The sequence below is a fragment of the Pseudomonas sp. TE3911 genome, from assembly GCF_054062775.1.
On record NZ_JBSSFP010000001.1, the window covers coordinates 452,427 to 468,560 of the forward strand.

The 16,134-nt window shown below is 57.9% G+C and carries 14 protein-coding genes and 1 pseudogene; 3 read left to right on the forward strand and 12 right to left on the reverse strand.

Features of this window, described 5'->3' with window-relative positions; translation table 11 throughout:
- Positions 1 to 87 precede the first annotated feature (87 nt).
- Both ACVWXD_RS02150 and ACVWXD_RS02155 read right to left on the reverse strand, forming a co-directional pair.
- On the reverse strand, positions 88 to 1,146 hold the full coding sequence (locus ACVWXD_RS02150; protein WP_457370629.1) for a diguanylate cyclase: 1,059 nt from the start codon (positions 1,144 to 1,146) through the stop codon (positions 88 to 90).
- A 191-nt stretch (positions 1,147 to 1,337) separates the two neighbouring features.
- Positions 1,338 to 1,964, reverse strand: coding sequence for a TetR/AcrR family transcriptional regulator (locus ACVWXD_RS02155; protein ID WP_032891070.1), 627 nt, complete (start codon positions 1,962 to 1,964; stop codon positions 1,338 to 1,340).
- A gap of 123 nt (positions 1,965 to 2,087) precedes the next feature.
- On the opposite strand from ACVWXD_RS02155, the gene ACVWXD_RS02160 reads away from it, so the two are divergent.
- Together ACVWXD_RS02160 and ACVWXD_RS02165 are read left to right on the forward strand one after the other, a co-directional pair.
- A complete protein-coding gene (locus ACVWXD_RS02160) occupies positions 2,088 to 3,149 on the forward strand; it encodes an MBL fold metallo-hydrolase (RefSeq protein WP_122680729.1) in 1,062 nt (353 codons plus the stop codon).
- Positions 3,150 to 3,488: 339 nt separating this feature from the next.
- Entirely contained in the window at positions 3,489 to 4,007 is a 519-nt protein-coding gene (locus ACVWXD_RS02165) for a hypothetical protein (protein WP_095185838.1), read from the forward strand.
- A 109-nt stretch (positions 4,008 to 4,116) separates the two neighbouring features.
- Here ACVWXD_RS02165 and ACVWXD_RS02170 read toward each other — a convergent pair whose 3' ends face one another.
- From ACVWXD_RS02170 to argH, 7 genes and pseudogenes are all read right to left on the reverse strand, one after another.
- Positions 4,117 to 4,497, reverse strand: coding sequence for a helix-turn-helix domain-containing protein (locus tag ACVWXD_RS02170; RefSeq protein ID WP_457370630.1), 381 nt, complete (start codon positions 4,495 to 4,497; stop codon positions 4,117 to 4,119).
- Positions 4,498 to 4,602: 105 nt separating this feature from the next.
- Positions 4,603 to 5,550, reverse strand: a complete 948-nt coding sequence (locus ACVWXD_RS02175) for a hypothetical protein (RefSeq protein WP_457370631.1) — start codon at positions 5,548 to 5,550, stop codon at positions 4,603 to 4,605.
- Positions 5,551 to 5,604: 54 nt separating this feature from the next.
- Positions 5,605 to 6,774 carry an MFS transporter gene (locus ACVWXD_RS02180; protein WP_122680797.1) on the reverse strand — a complete coding sequence of 390 codons (1,170 nt, stop codon included), beginning with the start codon at positions 6,772 to 6,774 and terminating at the stop codon, positions 5,605 to 5,607.
- A gap of 150 nt (positions 6,775 to 6,924) precedes the next feature.
- The gene (locus ACVWXD_RS02185; protein WP_032891075.1) at positions 6,925 to 7,746 is read right to left on the reverse strand and encodes an ABC transporter substrate-binding protein; all 822 of its coding nucleotides are present in this window, start codon (positions 7,744 to 7,746) and stop codon (positions 6,925 to 6,927) included.
- A 25-nt stretch (positions 7,747 to 7,771) separates the two neighbouring features.
- Positions 7,772 to 8,536 carry an amino acid ABC transporter ATP-binding protein gene (locus ACVWXD_RS02190; protein ID WP_010208290.1) on the reverse strand — a complete coding sequence of 255 codons (765 nt, stop codon included), beginning with the start codon at positions 8,534 to 8,536 and terminating at the stop codon, positions 7,772 to 7,774.
- A gap of 24 nt (positions 8,537 to 8,560) precedes the next feature.
- Positions 8,561 to 9,440, reverse strand: a pseudogene (locus tag ACVWXD_RS02195) (amino acid ABC transporter permease).
- Positions 9,441 to 9,546: 106 nt separating this feature from the next.
- A complete protein-coding gene (gene argH / locus ACVWXD_RS02200; RefSeq protein ID WP_457370632.1) occupies positions 9,547 to 10,974 on the reverse strand; it encodes an argininosuccinate lyase in 1,428 nt (475 codons plus the stop codon).
- A 193-nt stretch (positions 10,975 to 11,167) separates the two neighbouring features.
- Here argH and ACVWXD_RS02205 point away from each other — a divergent pair, with 193 nt between their 5' ends.
- The gene (locus tag ACVWXD_RS02205; protein WP_457370633.1) at positions 11,168 to 12,127 is read left to right on the forward strand and encodes a LysR family transcriptional regulator; all 960 of its coding nucleotides are present in this window, start codon (positions 11,168 to 11,170) and stop codon (positions 12,125 to 12,127) included.
- Positions 12,128 to 12,795: 668 nt separating this feature from the next.
- On the opposite strand, the gene ACVWXD_RS02210 is transcribed toward ACVWXD_RS02205, so the two are convergent.
- The 3 genes from ACVWXD_RS02210 to ACVWXD_RS02220 form a co-directional block, all read right to left on the reverse strand.
- The gene (locus ACVWXD_RS02210) at positions 12,796 to 13,440 is read right to left on the reverse strand and encodes an HAD-IB family hydrolase (protein WP_032891078.1); all 645 of its coding nucleotides are present in this window, start codon (positions 13,438 to 13,440) and stop codon (positions 12,796 to 12,798) included.
- Positions 13,441 to 13,512: 72 nt separating this feature from the next.
- Positions 13,513 to 14,226 carry an HNH endonuclease gene (locus ACVWXD_RS02215; protein ID WP_457370634.1) on the reverse strand — a complete coding sequence of 238 codons (714 nt, stop codon included), beginning with the start codon at positions 14,224 to 14,226 and terminating at the stop codon, positions 13,513 to 13,515.
- A 196-nt stretch (positions 14,227 to 14,422) separates the two neighbouring features.
- Positions 14,423 to 15,673 (reverse strand): ribonucleotide-diphosphate reductase subunit beta, encoded by a 1,251-nt coding sequence (locus ACVWXD_RS02220; RefSeq protein WP_005790649.1) that lies wholly within the window; start codon positions 15,671 to 15,673, stop codon positions 14,423 to 14,425.
- Positions 15,674 to 16,134 lie beyond the last annotated feature (461 nt).

Consider the following 16,134-nt stretch of genomic DNA (forward strand, 5'->3'; position numbering starts at 1 on the left):
AGAAGTTCGCCCCAATGGCAGGACCTTTTTTGGGTAGGCGACAGATGGTGGCTCTGTGCTATCTCCGCGGGTGCGCTGGAGGCTGTATCAGGCCGAATAGGCGACTCTTTCGTCGCTGACATTCACCCTGTTGCGGCCGTTATCTTTCGCTGCATATAGCGCTCGATCTGCCGCATTCAGCCACATAGCGGCGCTGGTGAAGGAGGGCTGAAAGTCCGCCAAGCCAATGCTCAGGCTCACGCGCAGCTCAGGGATGTGTGGGGCGCGGTAGTTGCTGAAGGTTTCGCGCATGCGCTCCATAACCTGTGCGGCTTCTTCTTGGTTCATTCGCGGAAGAATCACACAGAACTCGTCGCCCTCGTAACGTCCAGCCAAGTCGTTTTCCCGCAAGTGGCGCCTTAATTCCAAGCTCAACTGGCGCAGCACGGCGTCGCCGGCGATATGGCCATGAGTGTCGTTAATCTGTTTGAAGTGATCGATATCGATCAGCACAATGGTGCCGTGGGTTTGTTGTTGCTGGCACTTGTGGAACTTGAGGTGCAGCAAGTCTTTCCAGGACCCGTGATTGAGTAATCCCGTGAGGCTGTCGATGCGGCTCAAGGCACGGAGGGCGCGTTTGTGGTCCGAGAGTTTGATCGCCAATTGATAGCAGATCATGCCGATGGCCATGGGGTAGAAGGTCAGCATCGGCAGGCACGCGTAGACCTGGACCACGCTGATGCCAGGGTTGAAGTGCAGGCCAAACAGCAAAATCGCGACGCCGGCGCCGAGCAGTTGCGCCAGTGCTCCGCGTAACAGCAGGTATCTGCCGCCGGCGGCGACGTTGTTCATGGACACCATGGACAGCAAGGTCACGGTGGTTAACGGCGCGAACTGCAACGTCGCGACCCAAAAGCCGCTGAATAACGCGTCGTACACCAGATTGCGTCGCTCGGCGTCATAGGGGACTTTGGCGCGGGTCGCCAGTTGATACGCGAGGTGCGGCCAGACAAAACCATTGGCCAACAGCGCTGCCCAGACCCACCCCGGCATCGCCAACGGATACAGGGCGGCTATTACACTGATGCTGCACATGGCAGAGCCGATGATTCTGGGCCTGTAGATGCGCCTGGCAAACGAGAGTCCTTTGCCTTGTCTGTTTTCCATAAAGTCCTGATTGAGCTGCTTTTCTACCTATATGAAGGCGCACGTTCGCTGGATGAACCGTTGATCGGATAAGGCCGATGAATATTGTCAGTTATTCCCGTGGGAATAATCAGTGTCCTTCCAGGCCATTTACGCAAAACAGAGGGCGAAAGCGTCAAATACGACCTTAAGTGTCGCTTACACAACAGGCATTACTGGGCGGGTGTGGGCCTGACTTCGTAGCCGGCCAGGAACAGGTCAATGGCGGACTCGATCACGCTGGCCTGGTTGGCGGCGTCCAAGGTTGGTTGGCCGAGGGTAATCTGCGGCCAGAATGCGAAGGCTTTGAGCAGACTCTGGATCTGATGGGCGGCAAATGCCGGGTCGGTGCAGGAGAGACGGCCGTCTTCCTGGGCGGCGCGCACCCACTGGGTGAAGCCTTCTTCGCGCTGGCTCAGGCGGGTAACCATGTCTTGCGCACGTTCCGGCGAATGAATGGTAGCCGCGATGGCGACTCTGGCGAGATCGAGGAAGTTGGCGTCCGACATCATCTTCATCTTTGCCTCCAGCAATCCGCGCAATTGCTCACGCAGCGGCCGGTCGCTGGCATAGCAGACGTCGAGCTGAGCGACGCTGCTGGCCCAGAGCTGGTGGAGAATCTCGGCGAACAACTCTTCCTTGCTGGGAAAGTGGTTGTACACCGTGCGCTTAGAAACGCCGGCGGTGGCGGCGATCTTGTCCATGCTGGTGACCTCGAAACCGTTATCGCGAAACTCAGCGATGGCAGCAGCCACGATGGCTTGGCGTTTGCGGTCGGTGAGGCGTTGAGGGGCAGTCATGGAGGGCGCTCAGCTCTTGAAGGAAAATTACACTCGGTAGTTTACTTGCTCCCTGTTTTGTTGCAATCTTGAAACTACACTGTGCAGTGTAATTTATGAGCGGACCGTAGGAGTCACTCTGCAATGGCCACCATCTCACCCCGCGTCGACCGCACGTCTGCAGCGCTCAAGCCAGCAGAGCAGGGCAAGGCGCACTTCAGCAACGACGCCCCTGTGCAACATGGCGGGCTTGGCAAAACGCTGCGTATTTTTTGGAACATGGTGTTTAACAAGCCGCGCACCACGCGACCGGTGGGGGCGATTCCGGTAAAGCCGCTGACGCGCGAGCAACTGTTGGCGGCGCCTGATCACAGCGTATTTCGCTTGGGGCATTCCACTGTATTGCTGAAAATGCGCGGTAAGTTCTGGGTGACCGACCCGGTGTTCGCCGAGCGTGCCTCCCCATTCAGTTGGGCCGGCCCCAAACGCTTCCATCAGCCGCCGATCAGCCTTGAAGAGCTGCCTGATCTCGAAGCGGTGATTCTTTCCCACAACCATTACGACCATCTGGACCGCAAGGCTGTCGTCCAATTGGCCAACAAGACCCGTCATTTTCTAGCACCGCTTGGCGTGGGTGACATTTTGATCAAGTGGGGTGTCGACGCCAGCAAGGTTCGCCAACTGGACTGGTGGCAGGGCACCGAGGTAGACGGCATCCGTTTTGTGGCCACGCCGGCTCAGCACTTTTCCGGGCGTGGCCTGTTTGATGCCAATCAGACCCTATGGTGTTCGTGGGTGATGATCGACGGTGCGCGGAGGATTTTCTTCAGCGGTGACACGGGTTACTTCGATGGCTTCAAGCGCATCGGCGAGCAATACGGCCCGTTCGATCTGACGCTGATGGAAACCGGTGCTTACAACGTTGATTGGCCCCATGTGCACATGCAGCCGGAGCAAACCCTACAAGCGCACATCGACCTCAAGGGCCGCTGGTTGCTGCCGATCCACAACGGTACCTTCGACCTGGCGTTTCATGCCTGGCATGAACCGTTTGACCGCATCATGGCGCTGGCTTGGGAGCGCAATGTGTCGATCACTACGCCACCCATGGGCCAGGCGTTCAGCTTGAATCAGCCTGAGCGTGGGTATGCATGGTGGCTGGAAGTTGAAACTCAAAAAGATGCACAAGAGCAGCTTTTGAGCTGATGGAAGAGGTGTGGGAAAAAGGAGTTTTCATGTTGTTTCAGGGCTGCGACACACGCCAGTGAAGGATGCGATGATCCCCGGAAAATCACGGTTCAGGGGAGAGTTTTGGTGGAAAAAAAATGCAGTAAACATCCGCGAACAGAGGCGGTTTGCCAGTTAGGGCAGCCGCTGGCTGCACTCATGGATATAGCCGGTCGGGCAACGTCGTGCCACGCTCCGTCCTCTGAGCAGCCCCCTCCCCGCAACATCGCTTTTTGTGGCGATCCACACGTTCAAGTCCATCCCAGGGATGGCGTCCTGATCCCCGGATATAACGCGCCGGCCCTGCCGATAAAACCCGTGCGTGACCCCTCATTGACGCTGATTGCCTTGAGCGGCATCGAACCCGAGGGACCGGTGATGGTGGAGGTGCCTCTGGTGCAGAACAACAGCACTTTTACTGCCCTCAGCATGCTGGCTGGCCGGCGCGTAGGTTTTGCCGACCGATATGAGCGCAACGGTGATCAAGAACCCCTCAAGCATCGGGCGGTGTTCCTGCGAGCGTTGGAGCAATTACGACAAGCCGGGGCGCTCCTTGTACCGGTGTCTGCACAACAGGTCGATGGCTCGCTGCAATTCGACCTCCACACGCGTAATGAAATCGACGACCTTATGACTGAGCATCGGCTGGATGCGCTGGTCTCGGACAGTCAGAGTGCCGCGTTCCATCAGGCGTGTTGGAGTGGATACCCAAGGCTGGGCGAGCCTTTGGGAGCCGGGGCTACGTTGTGGTTCTACGGTGCAAGATGGTCGAAGGATTCACTGGCAGTCCTGGTGCAGGGGTATCGCAGTGTTCGTGGCCATGCAGATGCACGGTAGGGGCTGACTGTGGCGTCGGGCAATCCAACTCGTTGATCTCCCTACGTAGCGTGCGCCGGCATGAGACCTGGTTTAAAGGTGCCGGCTGGTCCGCTGACTTGGATAGGCTTTACGCACCATTCGGTTGGGCATTGGGAGAGTCTATTGATGCGGTGGTTGAGCCCATCAGCCGAGACATGATGCCCTGTGCCACGGGTTCAGGTGGCGTGATATTAAGGCGGCGCGCACTCATTCCCCAGCCCGGCGCAAAGCCTGGGAAAAATACCAGCCCTTCAGCCTCCAGCCGAAACGCCAGCGCCAGGCGCGTTGCATCATCGCTGTCACCCTGGCTTTCAAACCGTTGAATAGCCTCCACCACCACACCGACATGACGGGCCAGGTCTTCCCGACTCCAGCCCAGCATCGCGCGGGCCTGTGCGCTGTGTTTGGCGGTGAATTGGTGCAGGACGATCTGCTGTTCTACGAAAGAGCTCATTGCCAGAGAGGACATGGGGTTTCTCCAGGGTTCGACGGGGGAGGACAAACTATACTGTGTTTTTGTACAGTTGTTTTGACCGCTCATCAACTGGATTTTCCGATGGCTTTTTACCACTGACTATTCCAACCCCGGCGCCTCCCGAATAATCAGGTGATCCAGGTTCTCGATATCCGCGCTGAACACCCCGAACGTTTGCTCGGGATTCTTCTTGCTGGGCACATGCTTGAGCTCTGGCGTCACCCCGTAGAAGAAGCAATACAGCGCACGCTGACTGTCCACTGCCGCCTTGATCTGTTCTAGGAACGCCGTGCGCTTGCGGTAGTTTTCGATGAGTTTTTTGCTCAGATAAACGTTGACCGAGTAGGGCTTCTTGTCGAGCCACACCTTCTTTTCGAAGTCGATGCGAAAGCTGCTGGTGTAGTCCTTGATCGCCTTGATCTTGCCCCAATAGATCAGGCCCTTGCTGTCTTGCAGGTATTCGATCTTCTTGAAAAACGTCCAGTAGGTCGCGGTGTGATCGCCGATTTTCAGCGGCATGCGCTTGAGCGTGTCCTTGTCGTCGATGTTGGACACGTAACATTCCACCGGGTGGGCGAATACGCTGGTTTTATCCGGGGTGGTGTCGCTGGAACTGACGGACGTGCTGGTTCGGTTTGAAGGTGCTTTCGCAGGTGACGCTGGGATTTGAGCTTCGGCACCGGTCACCGGAGTGTTGCGCGGGTACGTTCGTCGGGTCAGTACAAATTCCGACGGGAAATGGTCTTCGCGCTCGCCTTCAGTTTCACCCGCCGCGCCCCTGTGCGTGCTGGCATAGCGGCAGCCCTCGATATGCTGGGTGCTGGTTTTGTTCTTGAAGTGCGGCGTGCGCACATAGTTGACGTTTTTTGCATTGAATGTGCTTAACGCATTGCCCGAATCGAACGTCCCTCGGCACGCATCGTTGGGGCAGAGGAAATGGTCAGTGTCGGAGTCGTATACGGCAGTTTCGTCGAAATTCAGGTCACGCACGTCGTAGATCGACAGCTTGTCATCGAGACTCAAACTGTAGGCCGTGTCGAATTTCATGAGGCTCGGGTCCGTGAGAAGTTTCGCTATTAATAGCGGGATCCCATGTAAATATCAGCAAGAACCTGCAACCCGCCGCCCACTCAGGAAACACAAGGTGCCACCCACAGCTGTCAGTGCGCCCAAGGCATAGAACATGCTGGTGGGCGCCGCATTGATCAGCAAGTACCCACAAATCACCGGGCTCAACGCTCCGCCAAAGGCGGCCAGGTTCTGTGCACCGTAGTAACTGCCGCGCAGGGTGTCGGGGGCGATGGTGTCGATGAACAGGAACTCCGAGGGGTAGATGATCATCTCGCCCAAGGTGAATACAAACATCGCCAGGCACCAGGTGACCAAGCTGTCCGCCAGGCTGAAACCGATCAAACCGGCAATGAACAGCAACGTCCCCAGCACGATCCAGTAGCGCAGTTGTTCACGCTTGAGAAACCGGCCTATCTGGTACTGCATCAAAATCACCGTAATGGCATTGCATGCCAGCACCGCCGAGAGAATCTTCAGAGCTTGCGCAGGCTTGTAGGCCACCAGCAGAAATTGCGACAGATACAGGGTGTAGCGCCCGTGGACAATGGTGCTTAACAGACTGCCACCGGTGAACAGAATCAATGCACGGTCGTTGCGCAATGTGCGCAGGGTGCTGAGAAAGCTCAGCGGTTTGTTGCTTTCGTCCCGTTGAGTCGGTGGGATGCCGATCATCAGGAACACACTGCAGAAGGCAATTGCGCTGGCGATCAGGAACGGCGCCAACTGCATGTGCCCCGCAATTACTACACCCACCATGGGGCCCGTGGCGTAGCCGACGTTGGTGAGGGTGTAGCGCAGGGAAAACACCTTGGCACGCTCACCCACTGGCAGGTTTTCGCTGATGATCGCTTTGGAGCCAATCAGGAACAGCGCCGACGCGGCTTCGGTGATTACCAGGGTCAGTGTCGTCAGGTAGAGGTTGCTGGCAAAGGTCAGCAACAGAAAACCGATGGCGCTGGAGAGCATGGCCAGGATCAGCAGCTTGCGCTTTTCCAGGCGGTCAATGATGTAGCCGCCGTACAGGCCCAGCAGCGTGGCGATAAACACGGCGATCCCCATCAGCAGACCGATGTCCTGCTGGTTGAGGCCTAGGCGCGTGCTCAGCAGCAGGGCCAGCAACGGGCTGGTCATGGCGCGGCTGACCACGATGGTCACCGAGCAAATCATCAGGCGGCGGATTACCAGGGAGTAGGTGGCCACGGTGGGGCGGATGTCCTTGTTATCTTTTTTGAACAACAAAAATCCAGTGTGGGAGGGGGGCTTGCCCCCGATAGCGGTGTACAGCCAAGCATCAGGTGACAGAACCACCGCCATCGGGGGCAAGCCCCCTCCCACATTTTTTAGACCGAGTTATTGGCCAGCGTTAATGGTGATCTTCTCGACCGCCCCTTGCTCCAGATCCCACTTCTTCAAAATCTTGCCGTAGGTCCCATCATCAATCATGCCCTGCAGCGCCTCACTGATCGCGGTCACCAGTTCAGTGTTGCTTTTCTCAATCCCCAGCCCGGTGAACTGCTTGGAAATCGCCAGCCCAACCGGCTTGTACTTACCTTTATCCAACGACATCAGATAAGGAATCGTCTCGCTGCCCTGCATTGCGGCATCCAAACGGTTCTGCTGCAACTGCGCCCGCGCATCCGCCGAGCCTTCGGTGCCGATCACCACGATCGCCGGCTTACCGGCCGCTTCGCAGTTTTCCTTGCTCCACGCGGCAATTTCCGACGGCCAAGTAGTCCGGCGACTGGTGCCGACTTTTTTACCGCACAGGTCAGTCAGTTCCTTGATCTCTTCACGCTTGGCCAGGGTGTACAGCTGCGGGCCACTGGTGAAGTAGTCGACAAAGGTTACGGATTTCTGGCGTTCGGCGGTGTCCGACATGCCCGACAGCACGATGTCCACGCGCTTGGTGGTCAGGCCGCTGAGCATTTGCTCGAAGCCGGTTTCCTGCCACTTGATCTTCACGCCCAGGCGCTCGGCCAGAGCGTTGCCCAGGTCGAAGTCAAAGCCTGTGAGTTTATTGGTGGCCGGGTCCTTGAAATCCATCGGCGGGTAGTTCGGCACGATAGCCGCGCTGATCTCACCCTTGTCCTTGATGGCCGCCGGCAAGGCCGCGAATACACAGGTGGAGGCCATCAGGCCTGCGAGCATCGTTGGGATAAACAATTTTTTCATGGGGGCGTTCTCGTTAGTTTTTTAGTTAAGTGCGAACGGCAGAAATAAAGCTTTGGGTACGCGGATTTTGTGGGCTTATTAGAATTTCTTCGGGGCTGCCGGCTTCCACAATCTGGCCGGCGTCCATAAACACCATGCGGTTGGACACTTCACGGGCGAAGCCCAATTCATGGGTGACCACGATCATGGTCATGCCGGTGGTGGCCAAATCGCGCATCACCGACAGCACTTCTCCTACCAGCTCCGGGTCGAGGGCTGACGTGGGTTCGTCGAACAACATCAGCTTGGGACGCATCGCCAGCGCACGGGCAATCGCCACGCGTTGCTGCTGGCCGCCGGACAATTCCACCGGATAGGCATTGCGTTTGTCCGCCAGGCCCACGCGGGCCAGCAGTTCCAATGCATCTTCGATGGCTTCCTTGGGCGAGCGCTTGAGCACCTGGCACGGGCCTTCGATGATGTTTTGCAACACGGTCATATGCGGGAACAAATTGAAGCGCTGGAACACCATGCCGGTGGCAAGGCGCTGTCGGGCGATCTGCGATTCGTTCATCTCATGCAGCTTGTTGCCGACGACCCGGTAACCCACCAGTTCGCCGTCGACCCACAGGCCGCCCTTATCGATTTTTTCCAGTTGGTTGACGCAGCGCAGCAGCGTGCTTTTACCCGACCCGGACGGGCCGATGATGCACATCACTTCGCCTTGCTCGACTTCGATATTGATGTCGCGCAGCGCGTGATACTGGTCGTAATACTTGTTCAGGTTGACGGCCTTGACGATGCTTCTCATGGGGCAAATCTCCTCAACCCAAACTTACGAACGCTTGCCGGCGCCCGCGAGCGAAACGACGCTCCAGACGGCTCTGGCCAAATGAAAGAACAGTCACCACCGCCAAGTACCAGATACCGGCAACGATCAGCAGCTCCATGACCCGGGCGTTGGCGTAGTAGATGTTTTGCGCGTTGTGCAGCAGCTCCGAGTACTGGATGACGCTGGCCAGGCTGGTCATTTTCACCATGCTGATGAACTCGTTGCCTACAGGCGGAATGATCACTCGCATGGCCTGCGGCAGAATGATCCTACGCAGCGCTTGCAAGCTCGGCATGCCGATGGACTTGGCGGCTTCGTACTGGCCCGTGTCCACTGACAGCAAACCGGCGCGCACCACTTCGGCGGTATAGGCACCCTGGTTGATGCTGAGGCCGAGCAGGGCGGCCACGAACGGCGTCATCAGGTCAACGGTGTCGATGCTGAACAGGCCGGGAATCGCGATTACCGGGAAAATCAGCGCCAGGTTGAACCACAGCAACAGCTGCAAAATCAGCGGTGTCCCGCGGAACAGCCAGGTATAGGTGATGGCCACATAGCGCAGAATCGGGTTGGCCGACATGCGCATGATTGCCGTGATCACACCGATCACCACACCCAGCGCCATCGCCAGAATCGACATGACAATGGTATTCACCAAGCCCCACAGAATGGCCTCAGACGTGAGGAACTGACCGATGTAGGACCATTCGATTTGGCCATTGGCGAAGGCGCGCAACAGTGCGGCCAACACAATCACGATCAATGTGGCAAAAAACATCCGTCCGTAATAGCGGCGCGGCACGTGTTCGTACTGGGTTATGTCGAACTGGTTCTCGGACAGCTTGCGCTCTATTTCCAAGCGCTCGGCCGGGGTTTGGTTCATGGTGATTCTCCAAAACTGATGACGCTACTACTGATGTACTCGGTCCAAATGTGGGAGCGGGCTTGCTCGCGAAAGCGTCAGCCCCCGCACCACACCTCTGACAGGCTTAAATCCGAAAGCCCTGATAGCTCTCAGCCCACTGCTGCTGAGCCGCCAATGCAATCTTCAAACGTCCAATCTGCTCTCGAACCCGCTCCGGTGCCGTCCCACCCCAGCCACTGCGTGCCGCAATCGCCGCTTCCAGGGTCAAGCAATCCCGCACCTCAGGCAGCAGCCGAGCATCCACCTCGGCCAACATCGCCGTTGAGGCTTCCCACAACTCAATCTCATGCTTCTCACAGGCTTGTACCAACGCGCCGGTAATCTCATGGGCCTCCTTGAACGGCACACCACGGGTGGCTAGCCAATCCGCCACCTCGGTCGCCAAGGTAAAACCCATCGGTGCCTGGCGCCGCAGTTCGTCCACCTGGACTTTCATGGTCGCCACCATCCCCGCCATGGCTGGAAGTACCAGCAGCAACGTGTCCACACTGTCCAACACGCTGTGTTTGTCTTCACTCAAATCGCGGTTGTACGACAGCGGCAAGGATTTGAGCGTCGACATCAACCCGGTCAGGTTGCCAATCAAACGCCCAGCTTTGCCCCTGGCCAGTTCGGCAATGTCCGGGTTCTTTTTCTGCGGCATGATCGAGCTGCCGGTAGCGTAGGCATCGTCCAACACCACCCAGCGAAACTGGCGCGACGACCACAGGCAAAACTCCTCCGACAGCCGCGAAATATTCACCCCGAGCATGCCCGCCACAAACAGGAACTCCGCCACATGGTCGCGGCTGGCCACAGCGTCGATCGAGTTTTCACACGGCCCGGTGTAGCCCATTTCCTTGGCCGAATGCTCCGGCCTCCGCGCAATCGCCGAGCCCGCCATTGCTGCGGCGCCCAATGGCGACAACGCCGTACGTGCATCCCAATCCACCAGACGCTGCACATCGCGCAGCATCGACTGGGCGTGAGCCAGTAAGTGGTGGGCGAACACGATGGGTTGCGCCTGCTGCAAATGGGTAAAGCCGGGGCAGATGCTCTCGACATGCTGCTCGGCCTGTTCCACCAACGCCTGCTGCAAACCCAACACCTCGGTGGTGATGGTTCGCGCATGGTCCCGTAGGAAAAGGCGCAAATCGTTGGCGGTTTGATCATTACGCGAACGCCCGGCGCGCAGCTTGCCGCCCAAGGCGCCCAGGCGTTCGGTCAAGACGCGTTCGATAAAGGTGTGTACGTCCTCGTCATCCTGGGTTGGATGCAGGCGGCCAGCGGCGAAGTCTTCACCGATGCGGTCCAGGGCTTCGAGGGTGCGCAACGTCTCCGATTCATCCAGCAAACCGGCGCGCTGCAATTCACGGGCATGGGCACGGGAGCCGGCCAGGTCGTAGGGCGTCAGGCGAAAATAGCGCTCTGGGCAACGCGACAACGCGGCCAACGCAGCAGACGGACCGGTCTTGAAACGAGCGCCCCAAAGGCGGTCGGTGGGCTGAGACATGGGTATTCCTCACGCTTGTTTTTAGAAGAGTCGGAGGCAGTAAAAAAAGGTTTTCAACTAAACTGAATCAGCGTCTGACGCGCCGTATTCAAGGTTGCCAAGGGCGGATGTTTATGTTCATTATCGCCGCCTGGCTATGTTCAAGGATTGGGTTGAAGCCTGTTGAATATGGTACTTGAGGTCAACGCGTATTATGGAAACTCCACTTTCCACTTCTGGAAACCTGCCACCCAAACCGGGCACAAGACCACCGCTGCAACTGAGCGGACTGGACTTCAAATTGCTGCGGGTATTCATGGCCGTGGTCGAAGCTGGCGGCTTCAGTGCTGCGCAAAACGAACTGAACGTGGGGCTGGCGGCCATCAGTAAACAGATCTCTGACCTCGAGATTCGTATCGGCATGCGCCTGTGTACACGGGGCCGAGAAGGTTTCGGGCTGACCGAAGAAGGGAAGTTAGTGTATCAAGCGTCCATCGAGTTATTTACCTCGGTGGACAGTTTCAGAGACAAGCTTAGTTCGGCGCAAAACGAGCTTATTGGTGACCTTAGTGTCGGGGTTATTGATAACACCGTGTCGGATGTTAATTCCCCGCTTATTACCGCATTGGGAAAATTACATAGCGAATCACCAAAAATAAGATTGCGCCTACAGGCTTCACAGTTGGACGAAGTTGAACGCGGCGTGGTGGAAGGCCGGTTAATCGTCGGTATCGTTCCCGTGTACCAGCGCCGTGAAGAGTTCGATTACTTCCCGCTGTACGAAGAAAAGGCCCAGGCCTACTGCGCCGTAGGACATCCGCTCTTTACTGCGAGCGACATTACGCCGGAGGTGCTGCGCCAATATGAAGTGGTCAACCATCGTTATGCGATCCATCGCGACAAGACTAACTTCGTCAATTACGACAGCCAGTCCGCCTCCGCCTCGCAAGTCGAAGCCGTCGCGATCCTGATCCTTACTGGCCGTTTCCTCGGTTTTTTGCCCGAACACTACGCCAAGCCCATGGTAAGAGAAGGGCGCCTTCGCGCACTGTGCCCGGAGCAAGTTCACCTGAGCACCGCCTTCAACCTCATCCTGCGCCACAACGCTCCGCGCAGCCCGATGGTAAAAGCCTTTGCGACGGCGTTGGGCGTAGACCTCAAAACCGCTGTCTGATCAACCTGCGGTGAGCGGGCTTGCCCCGCGCTGGGCTGCGCAGCAGTCCCAATAAAAACGCCGCATGCTGTCAGACAGCATGCGGCGTTTGGTTTTAGGGCCGCTACGCGCCCCAGCGCGGGGCAAGCCCGCTCACCACAATGGTCAGCACAGCGCTTTCGCCCGCTTCTTCTTCGCATGAAAATGCCGAAACGTCCCACGCAGCCCGATGGTAAAAGCCTTTGCGGCGGCGTTGGGCGTAGACCTCAAAACCAGTGTCTGACCAACCTGTGGTGAGCGGGCTTGCCCCGCGCTGGGCTGCGCAGCAGTCCCAATAAAAACGCCGCATGCTGTCAGACAGAATGCGGCGTTTGGTTTTAGGGCCGCTACGCGCCCCAGCGCGGGGCAAGCCCGCTCACCACAATGGTCAGCACAGCGCTTTCGCCCGCTTCTTCTTCGCATGAAAATGCCGAAGCGTCCCACGCAGCCCGATGGTAAAAGCCTTTGCGACGGCGTTGGGCGTAGACCTCAAAACCTGTGTCTGATCAACCTGTGGTGAGCGGGCTTGCCCCGCGCTGGGCTGCGCAGCAGTCCCAATAAAAACGCCGCATGCTGTCAGACAGAATGCGGCGTTTGGTTTTAGGGCCGCTACGCGCCCCAGCGCGGGGCAAGCCCGCTCACCACAATGGTCAGCGCAGCGCTTTCGCCCGCTTCTTCTTCGCATGAAAATGTCGAAAATGCGCATCCTGCGCCGCCGCCAACAACTCCCGGTCCCCGCGCGTATCTCCCCAGGCCCGGAGCCGATACTCCCCCAGGTCTCCGTACACCGCCTCAAGCCGCAGCACCTTGTTCTCACACCGGCAGTTATTTCCAGTGAGCTTGCCGGTCAACACCCCGTCGACTACCTCAAGCTCGGTGCCAATCAACTTGATCCCAAGTCGATTGGCAAACGGCTGCAACACTAACGCAGGCGAAGCCGAACACAATGTCACCTCCGCGCCGGAGCCCAACTCCTGCTCCACCGACAACACCCCGGCCGGGCGCATCAACCGCGCCCAATTGCGCTGGCAATACTCCTCGGCCTTCTGTTGCACCCACGTCTTCTCCACCCCTGTCATAAACGTGCGGATCAACTGCGCTTTCAACTCATCCCGGCTGATCTGCCGAACCAAAAAGCGCAGCCCAGGCACCGCCAGCTTGACCATCCGGCCATAGAACTCGCCGGTACCAAAGGCAAACTTGAGGAAGGGCACGAAACTGTCGTGGTGGGTCAGGGTGCCGTCGAAGTCAAAGACGGAAAGTACTTTGGCGTCAGCGGGGCCGGCTTCGAGCATGTCTGGGTTCACGGGTTGGCCTCGGTCCTATCTAGTATTTTTTGAGCGTGCATCAGGTGTGACAGCAGGAGTTTACTCCCGTGCCAATCTTCCGACCTTGGCGTAAAGCCCCTCGGTGAAAGCCTCCCGGTCACTCGACCGGTGACAACGCTGATGGCAATTGGGGCACAAGGCTACAGCATTGGTGATGCGATCCGAACCCTTCTGGGCTAGGTGCTTGACGTGATGTACTTCAAGAAATGGCAAACCGTCGACCTCAAACGGCGCGTTAGAGCCGCAGCCTTCGCAGACGCCCTTGGCCTCTTTCAGTACCCAGGCGCGTACCTTTGGGTCGCGAACAAAAGCGGTGCTGACGGTCGAGACCTGCTGCGGCTGGGCAATGCCGTCCGGTCGCTGAGTGAAAGGTTGCTGCTGCAGTTTGGACGCACGGCGGATAAGCGTTTGCTCGTCTGCTGTTTGGGCGGCGTCTTCGGATTCGAATACACCCTGCGCGGCAAGTGCTTGGCGGATGCGTTGCTCCACGCCTGTGCCCACGTTCTTCGCAGGCTTATAGCCTTCGATGCGGTCCCAGCCCATACGCACAAGCACGGTGGAGATGTTTTGCATGCGGAATTCGATGGAGCCCTTTGCACGGCCTGCCACTGGGCCTTCGCGCAGGAGGCGGTTTTCGAGGGCTTTGTTGAACGGTTGGCCGCTCTTTTCCCAGGCCAGCATCTTCAAGTACGCCTCGACCGCAGCTGCCAACTCCGCGTCGCTCCAGTCCGTTTTGTCTTTCGTAATGTCCATACAACCGCCGAGGGTAGAAAACCCTCGGACGATACTGAGTAGCCATTATTGCGTCTACGAAATTTCCTACGAGCCAGAAGGATTTGGCGGTCAGCTACTTTGGTAAATTCGCTGCTTTGTAAGGAGAGTCTTTAGTGAGCTCGCATAAAAAAGCCCCGAACAAGTCAGGGCTTTTTGGTGTTGCTGTGCTAAGGAATCAATCCCAGCTCAGCGCGCCGCCAGTCTGATACTCGATCACACGGGTTTCGAAGAAGTTTTTCTCTTTCTTCAAGTCCATGATTTCGCTCATCCATGGGAACGGGTTAGTGGTCCCTGGATACTCTTCTTTAAGACCGATCTGCGACAGACGACGGTTCGCGATGAACTTGAGGTAATCCTCCATCATCGCCGCGTTCATGCCCAATACGCCGCGCGGCATGGTGTCGCGAGCATATTCAATCTCCAGCTGAGTCCCTTGCAGGATCATCTGGGTCGCTTCTTCCTTCATCTCGGCATCCCACAGGTGTGGGTTTTCGATTTTGATCTGGTTGATCACATCGATACCGAAGTTCAAGTGCATCGACTCATCGCGCAGGATGTACTGGAACTGCTCAGCGACGCCGGTCATTTTGTTGCGGCGGCCCATGGAGAGGATCTGGGTGAAGCCGCAGTAGAAGAAGATGCCTTCCAGCACGCAGTAGTAAGCAACGAGGTTGCGCAGCAGTTCTTTGTCGGTCTCAACGGTGCCGGTTTCGAACTTCGGATCGGAGATCGAACGGGTGTATTTCAGGCCCCAGGCTGCCTTTTTGGCGACCGATGGGATCTCGTGGTACATGTTGAAGATCTCGCCTTCATCCATGGCCAACGATTCGATGCAGTACTGATAGGCGTGGGTGTGGATCGCTTCTTCGAAGGCCTGGCGCAGGATGTACTGGCGGCACTCCGGGTTGGTGATCAGGCGGTATACGGCCAGCACCAGGTTGTTGGCAACCAGGGAGTCGGCGGTGGAGAAGAAGCCCAGGTTGCGCATGACGATACGGCGTTCGTCGTCGGTCAGGCCTTCGGGGTTTTTCCACAGGGCGATGTCGGCGGTCATGTTGACCTCTTGCGGCATCCAGTGGTTGGCGCAGCCGTCGAGGTACTTCTGCCAGGCCCAGTCGTACTTGAAGGGCACGAGTTGGTTGAGGTCGGCGCGGCAGTTGATCATGCGCTTTTCGTCAACGGCGACGCGGGCGGCGGAGCCTTCCAGCTCGGCGAGGCCTTCGGCGACGTCGAGTTTGTCCAGGGCAGCCTTGGCGCGCACGATGGCGGCGGAGTCACTGGCGGTGACGGCGCGGGCTTCGATGGCGGCAGCTGCGCCAGCACCGTCGAGGCGGTCCATGTTGGCTTCGGTGGCGTGGCCGGCGTTGGCGCCTTTGGTGGCTACTTCGCCTTCTTCTTCTTTGTCGAATTCGTCCCAGCTCAGCATGACGTGTCGTCTCCTGCGTGAGGGCTCAAAGGTGCCCGTGTGAAACCGGATGGTTGGGTGTTCACACGGCCCTAGGGCCGCGGTGGATCTTAAGGAATCGTTTGTTGCAGCAGCTAGCGCAGGCATTAAACGGAATAGGGTTACGGGTACTCTGCTTGAGGCTTGAGGTGCGCAGCGGTAGGTGCAAGCTCGCGCGGAGGCCTCAGGTCTGGCTCTTCGTCCCAGTGTAAAGGGATATTGCAGGCCCGATTTACCCGCGCATTATAGGGAAAAATTCGGTTTTGTGTTGCGGTGGATGGTCACGGGCGAGGGTCAAAATGGCGTGGTTTTCGGCCAAAGCGTGTGTTTGCGAGGCTTTGCTGGGGTTGGTTTTTTTTGAGGAGCGATGAGCGGCTTTTTGCGGGTGGGGGCAGGGGACGGGACGTAGGGCGTAATAGAGAGGTGCGGCGGTTGACGCTATC

Bases quoted from the DNA above. Each gene is read 5' to 3' on its own strand.
- ACVWXD_RS02150 (WP_457370629.1), bottom strand. From the start codon at position 1,146: ATGGAAAACAGACAAGGCAAAGGACTCTCGTTTGCCAGGCGCATCTAC.
- ACVWXD_RS02155 (WP_032891070.1), bottom strand. From the start codon at position 1,964: ATGACTGCCCCTCAACGCCTCACCGACCGCAAACGCCAAGCCATCGTG.
- ACVWXD_RS02160 (WP_122680729.1), top strand. From the start codon at position 2,088: ATGGCCACCATCTCACCCCGCGTCGACCGCACGTCTGCAGCGCTCAAG.
- ACVWXD_RS02170 (WP_457370630.1), bottom strand. From the start codon at position 4,497: ATGTCCTCTCTGGCAATGAGCTCTTTCGTAGAACAGCAGATCGTCCTG.
- ACVWXD_RS02175 (WP_457370631.1), bottom strand. From the start codon at position 5,550: ATGAAATTCGACACGGCCTACAGTTTGAGTCTCGATGACAAGCTGTCG.
- ACVWXD_RS02185 (WP_032891075.1), bottom strand. From the start codon at position 7,746: ATGAAAAAATTGTTTATCCCAACGATGCTCGCAGGCCTGATGGCCTCC.
- ACVWXD_RS02190 (WP_010208290.1), bottom strand. From the start codon at position 8,536: ATGAGAAGCATCGTCAAGGCCGTCAACCTGAACAAGTATTACGACCAG.
- argH (WP_457370632.1), bottom strand. From the start codon at position 10,974: ATGTCTCAGCCCACCGACCGCCTTTGGGGCGCTCGTTTCAAGACCGGT.
- ACVWXD_RS02205 (WP_457370633.1), top strand. From the start codon at position 11,168: ATGGAAACTCCACTTTCCACTTCTGGAAACCTGCCACCCAAACCGGGC.
- ACVWXD_RS02210 (WP_032891078.1), bottom strand. From the start codon at position 13,440: ATGCTCGAAGCCGGCCCCGCTGACGCCAAAGTACTTTCCGTCTTTGAC.
- ACVWXD_RS02215 (WP_457370634.1), bottom strand. From the start codon at position 14,226: ATGGACATTACGAAAGACAAAACGGACTGGAGCGACGCGGAGTTGGCA.
- ACVWXD_RS02220 (WP_005790649.1), bottom strand. From the start codon at position 15,673: ATGCTGAGCTGGGACGAATTCGACAAAGAAGAAGAAGGCGAAGTAGCC.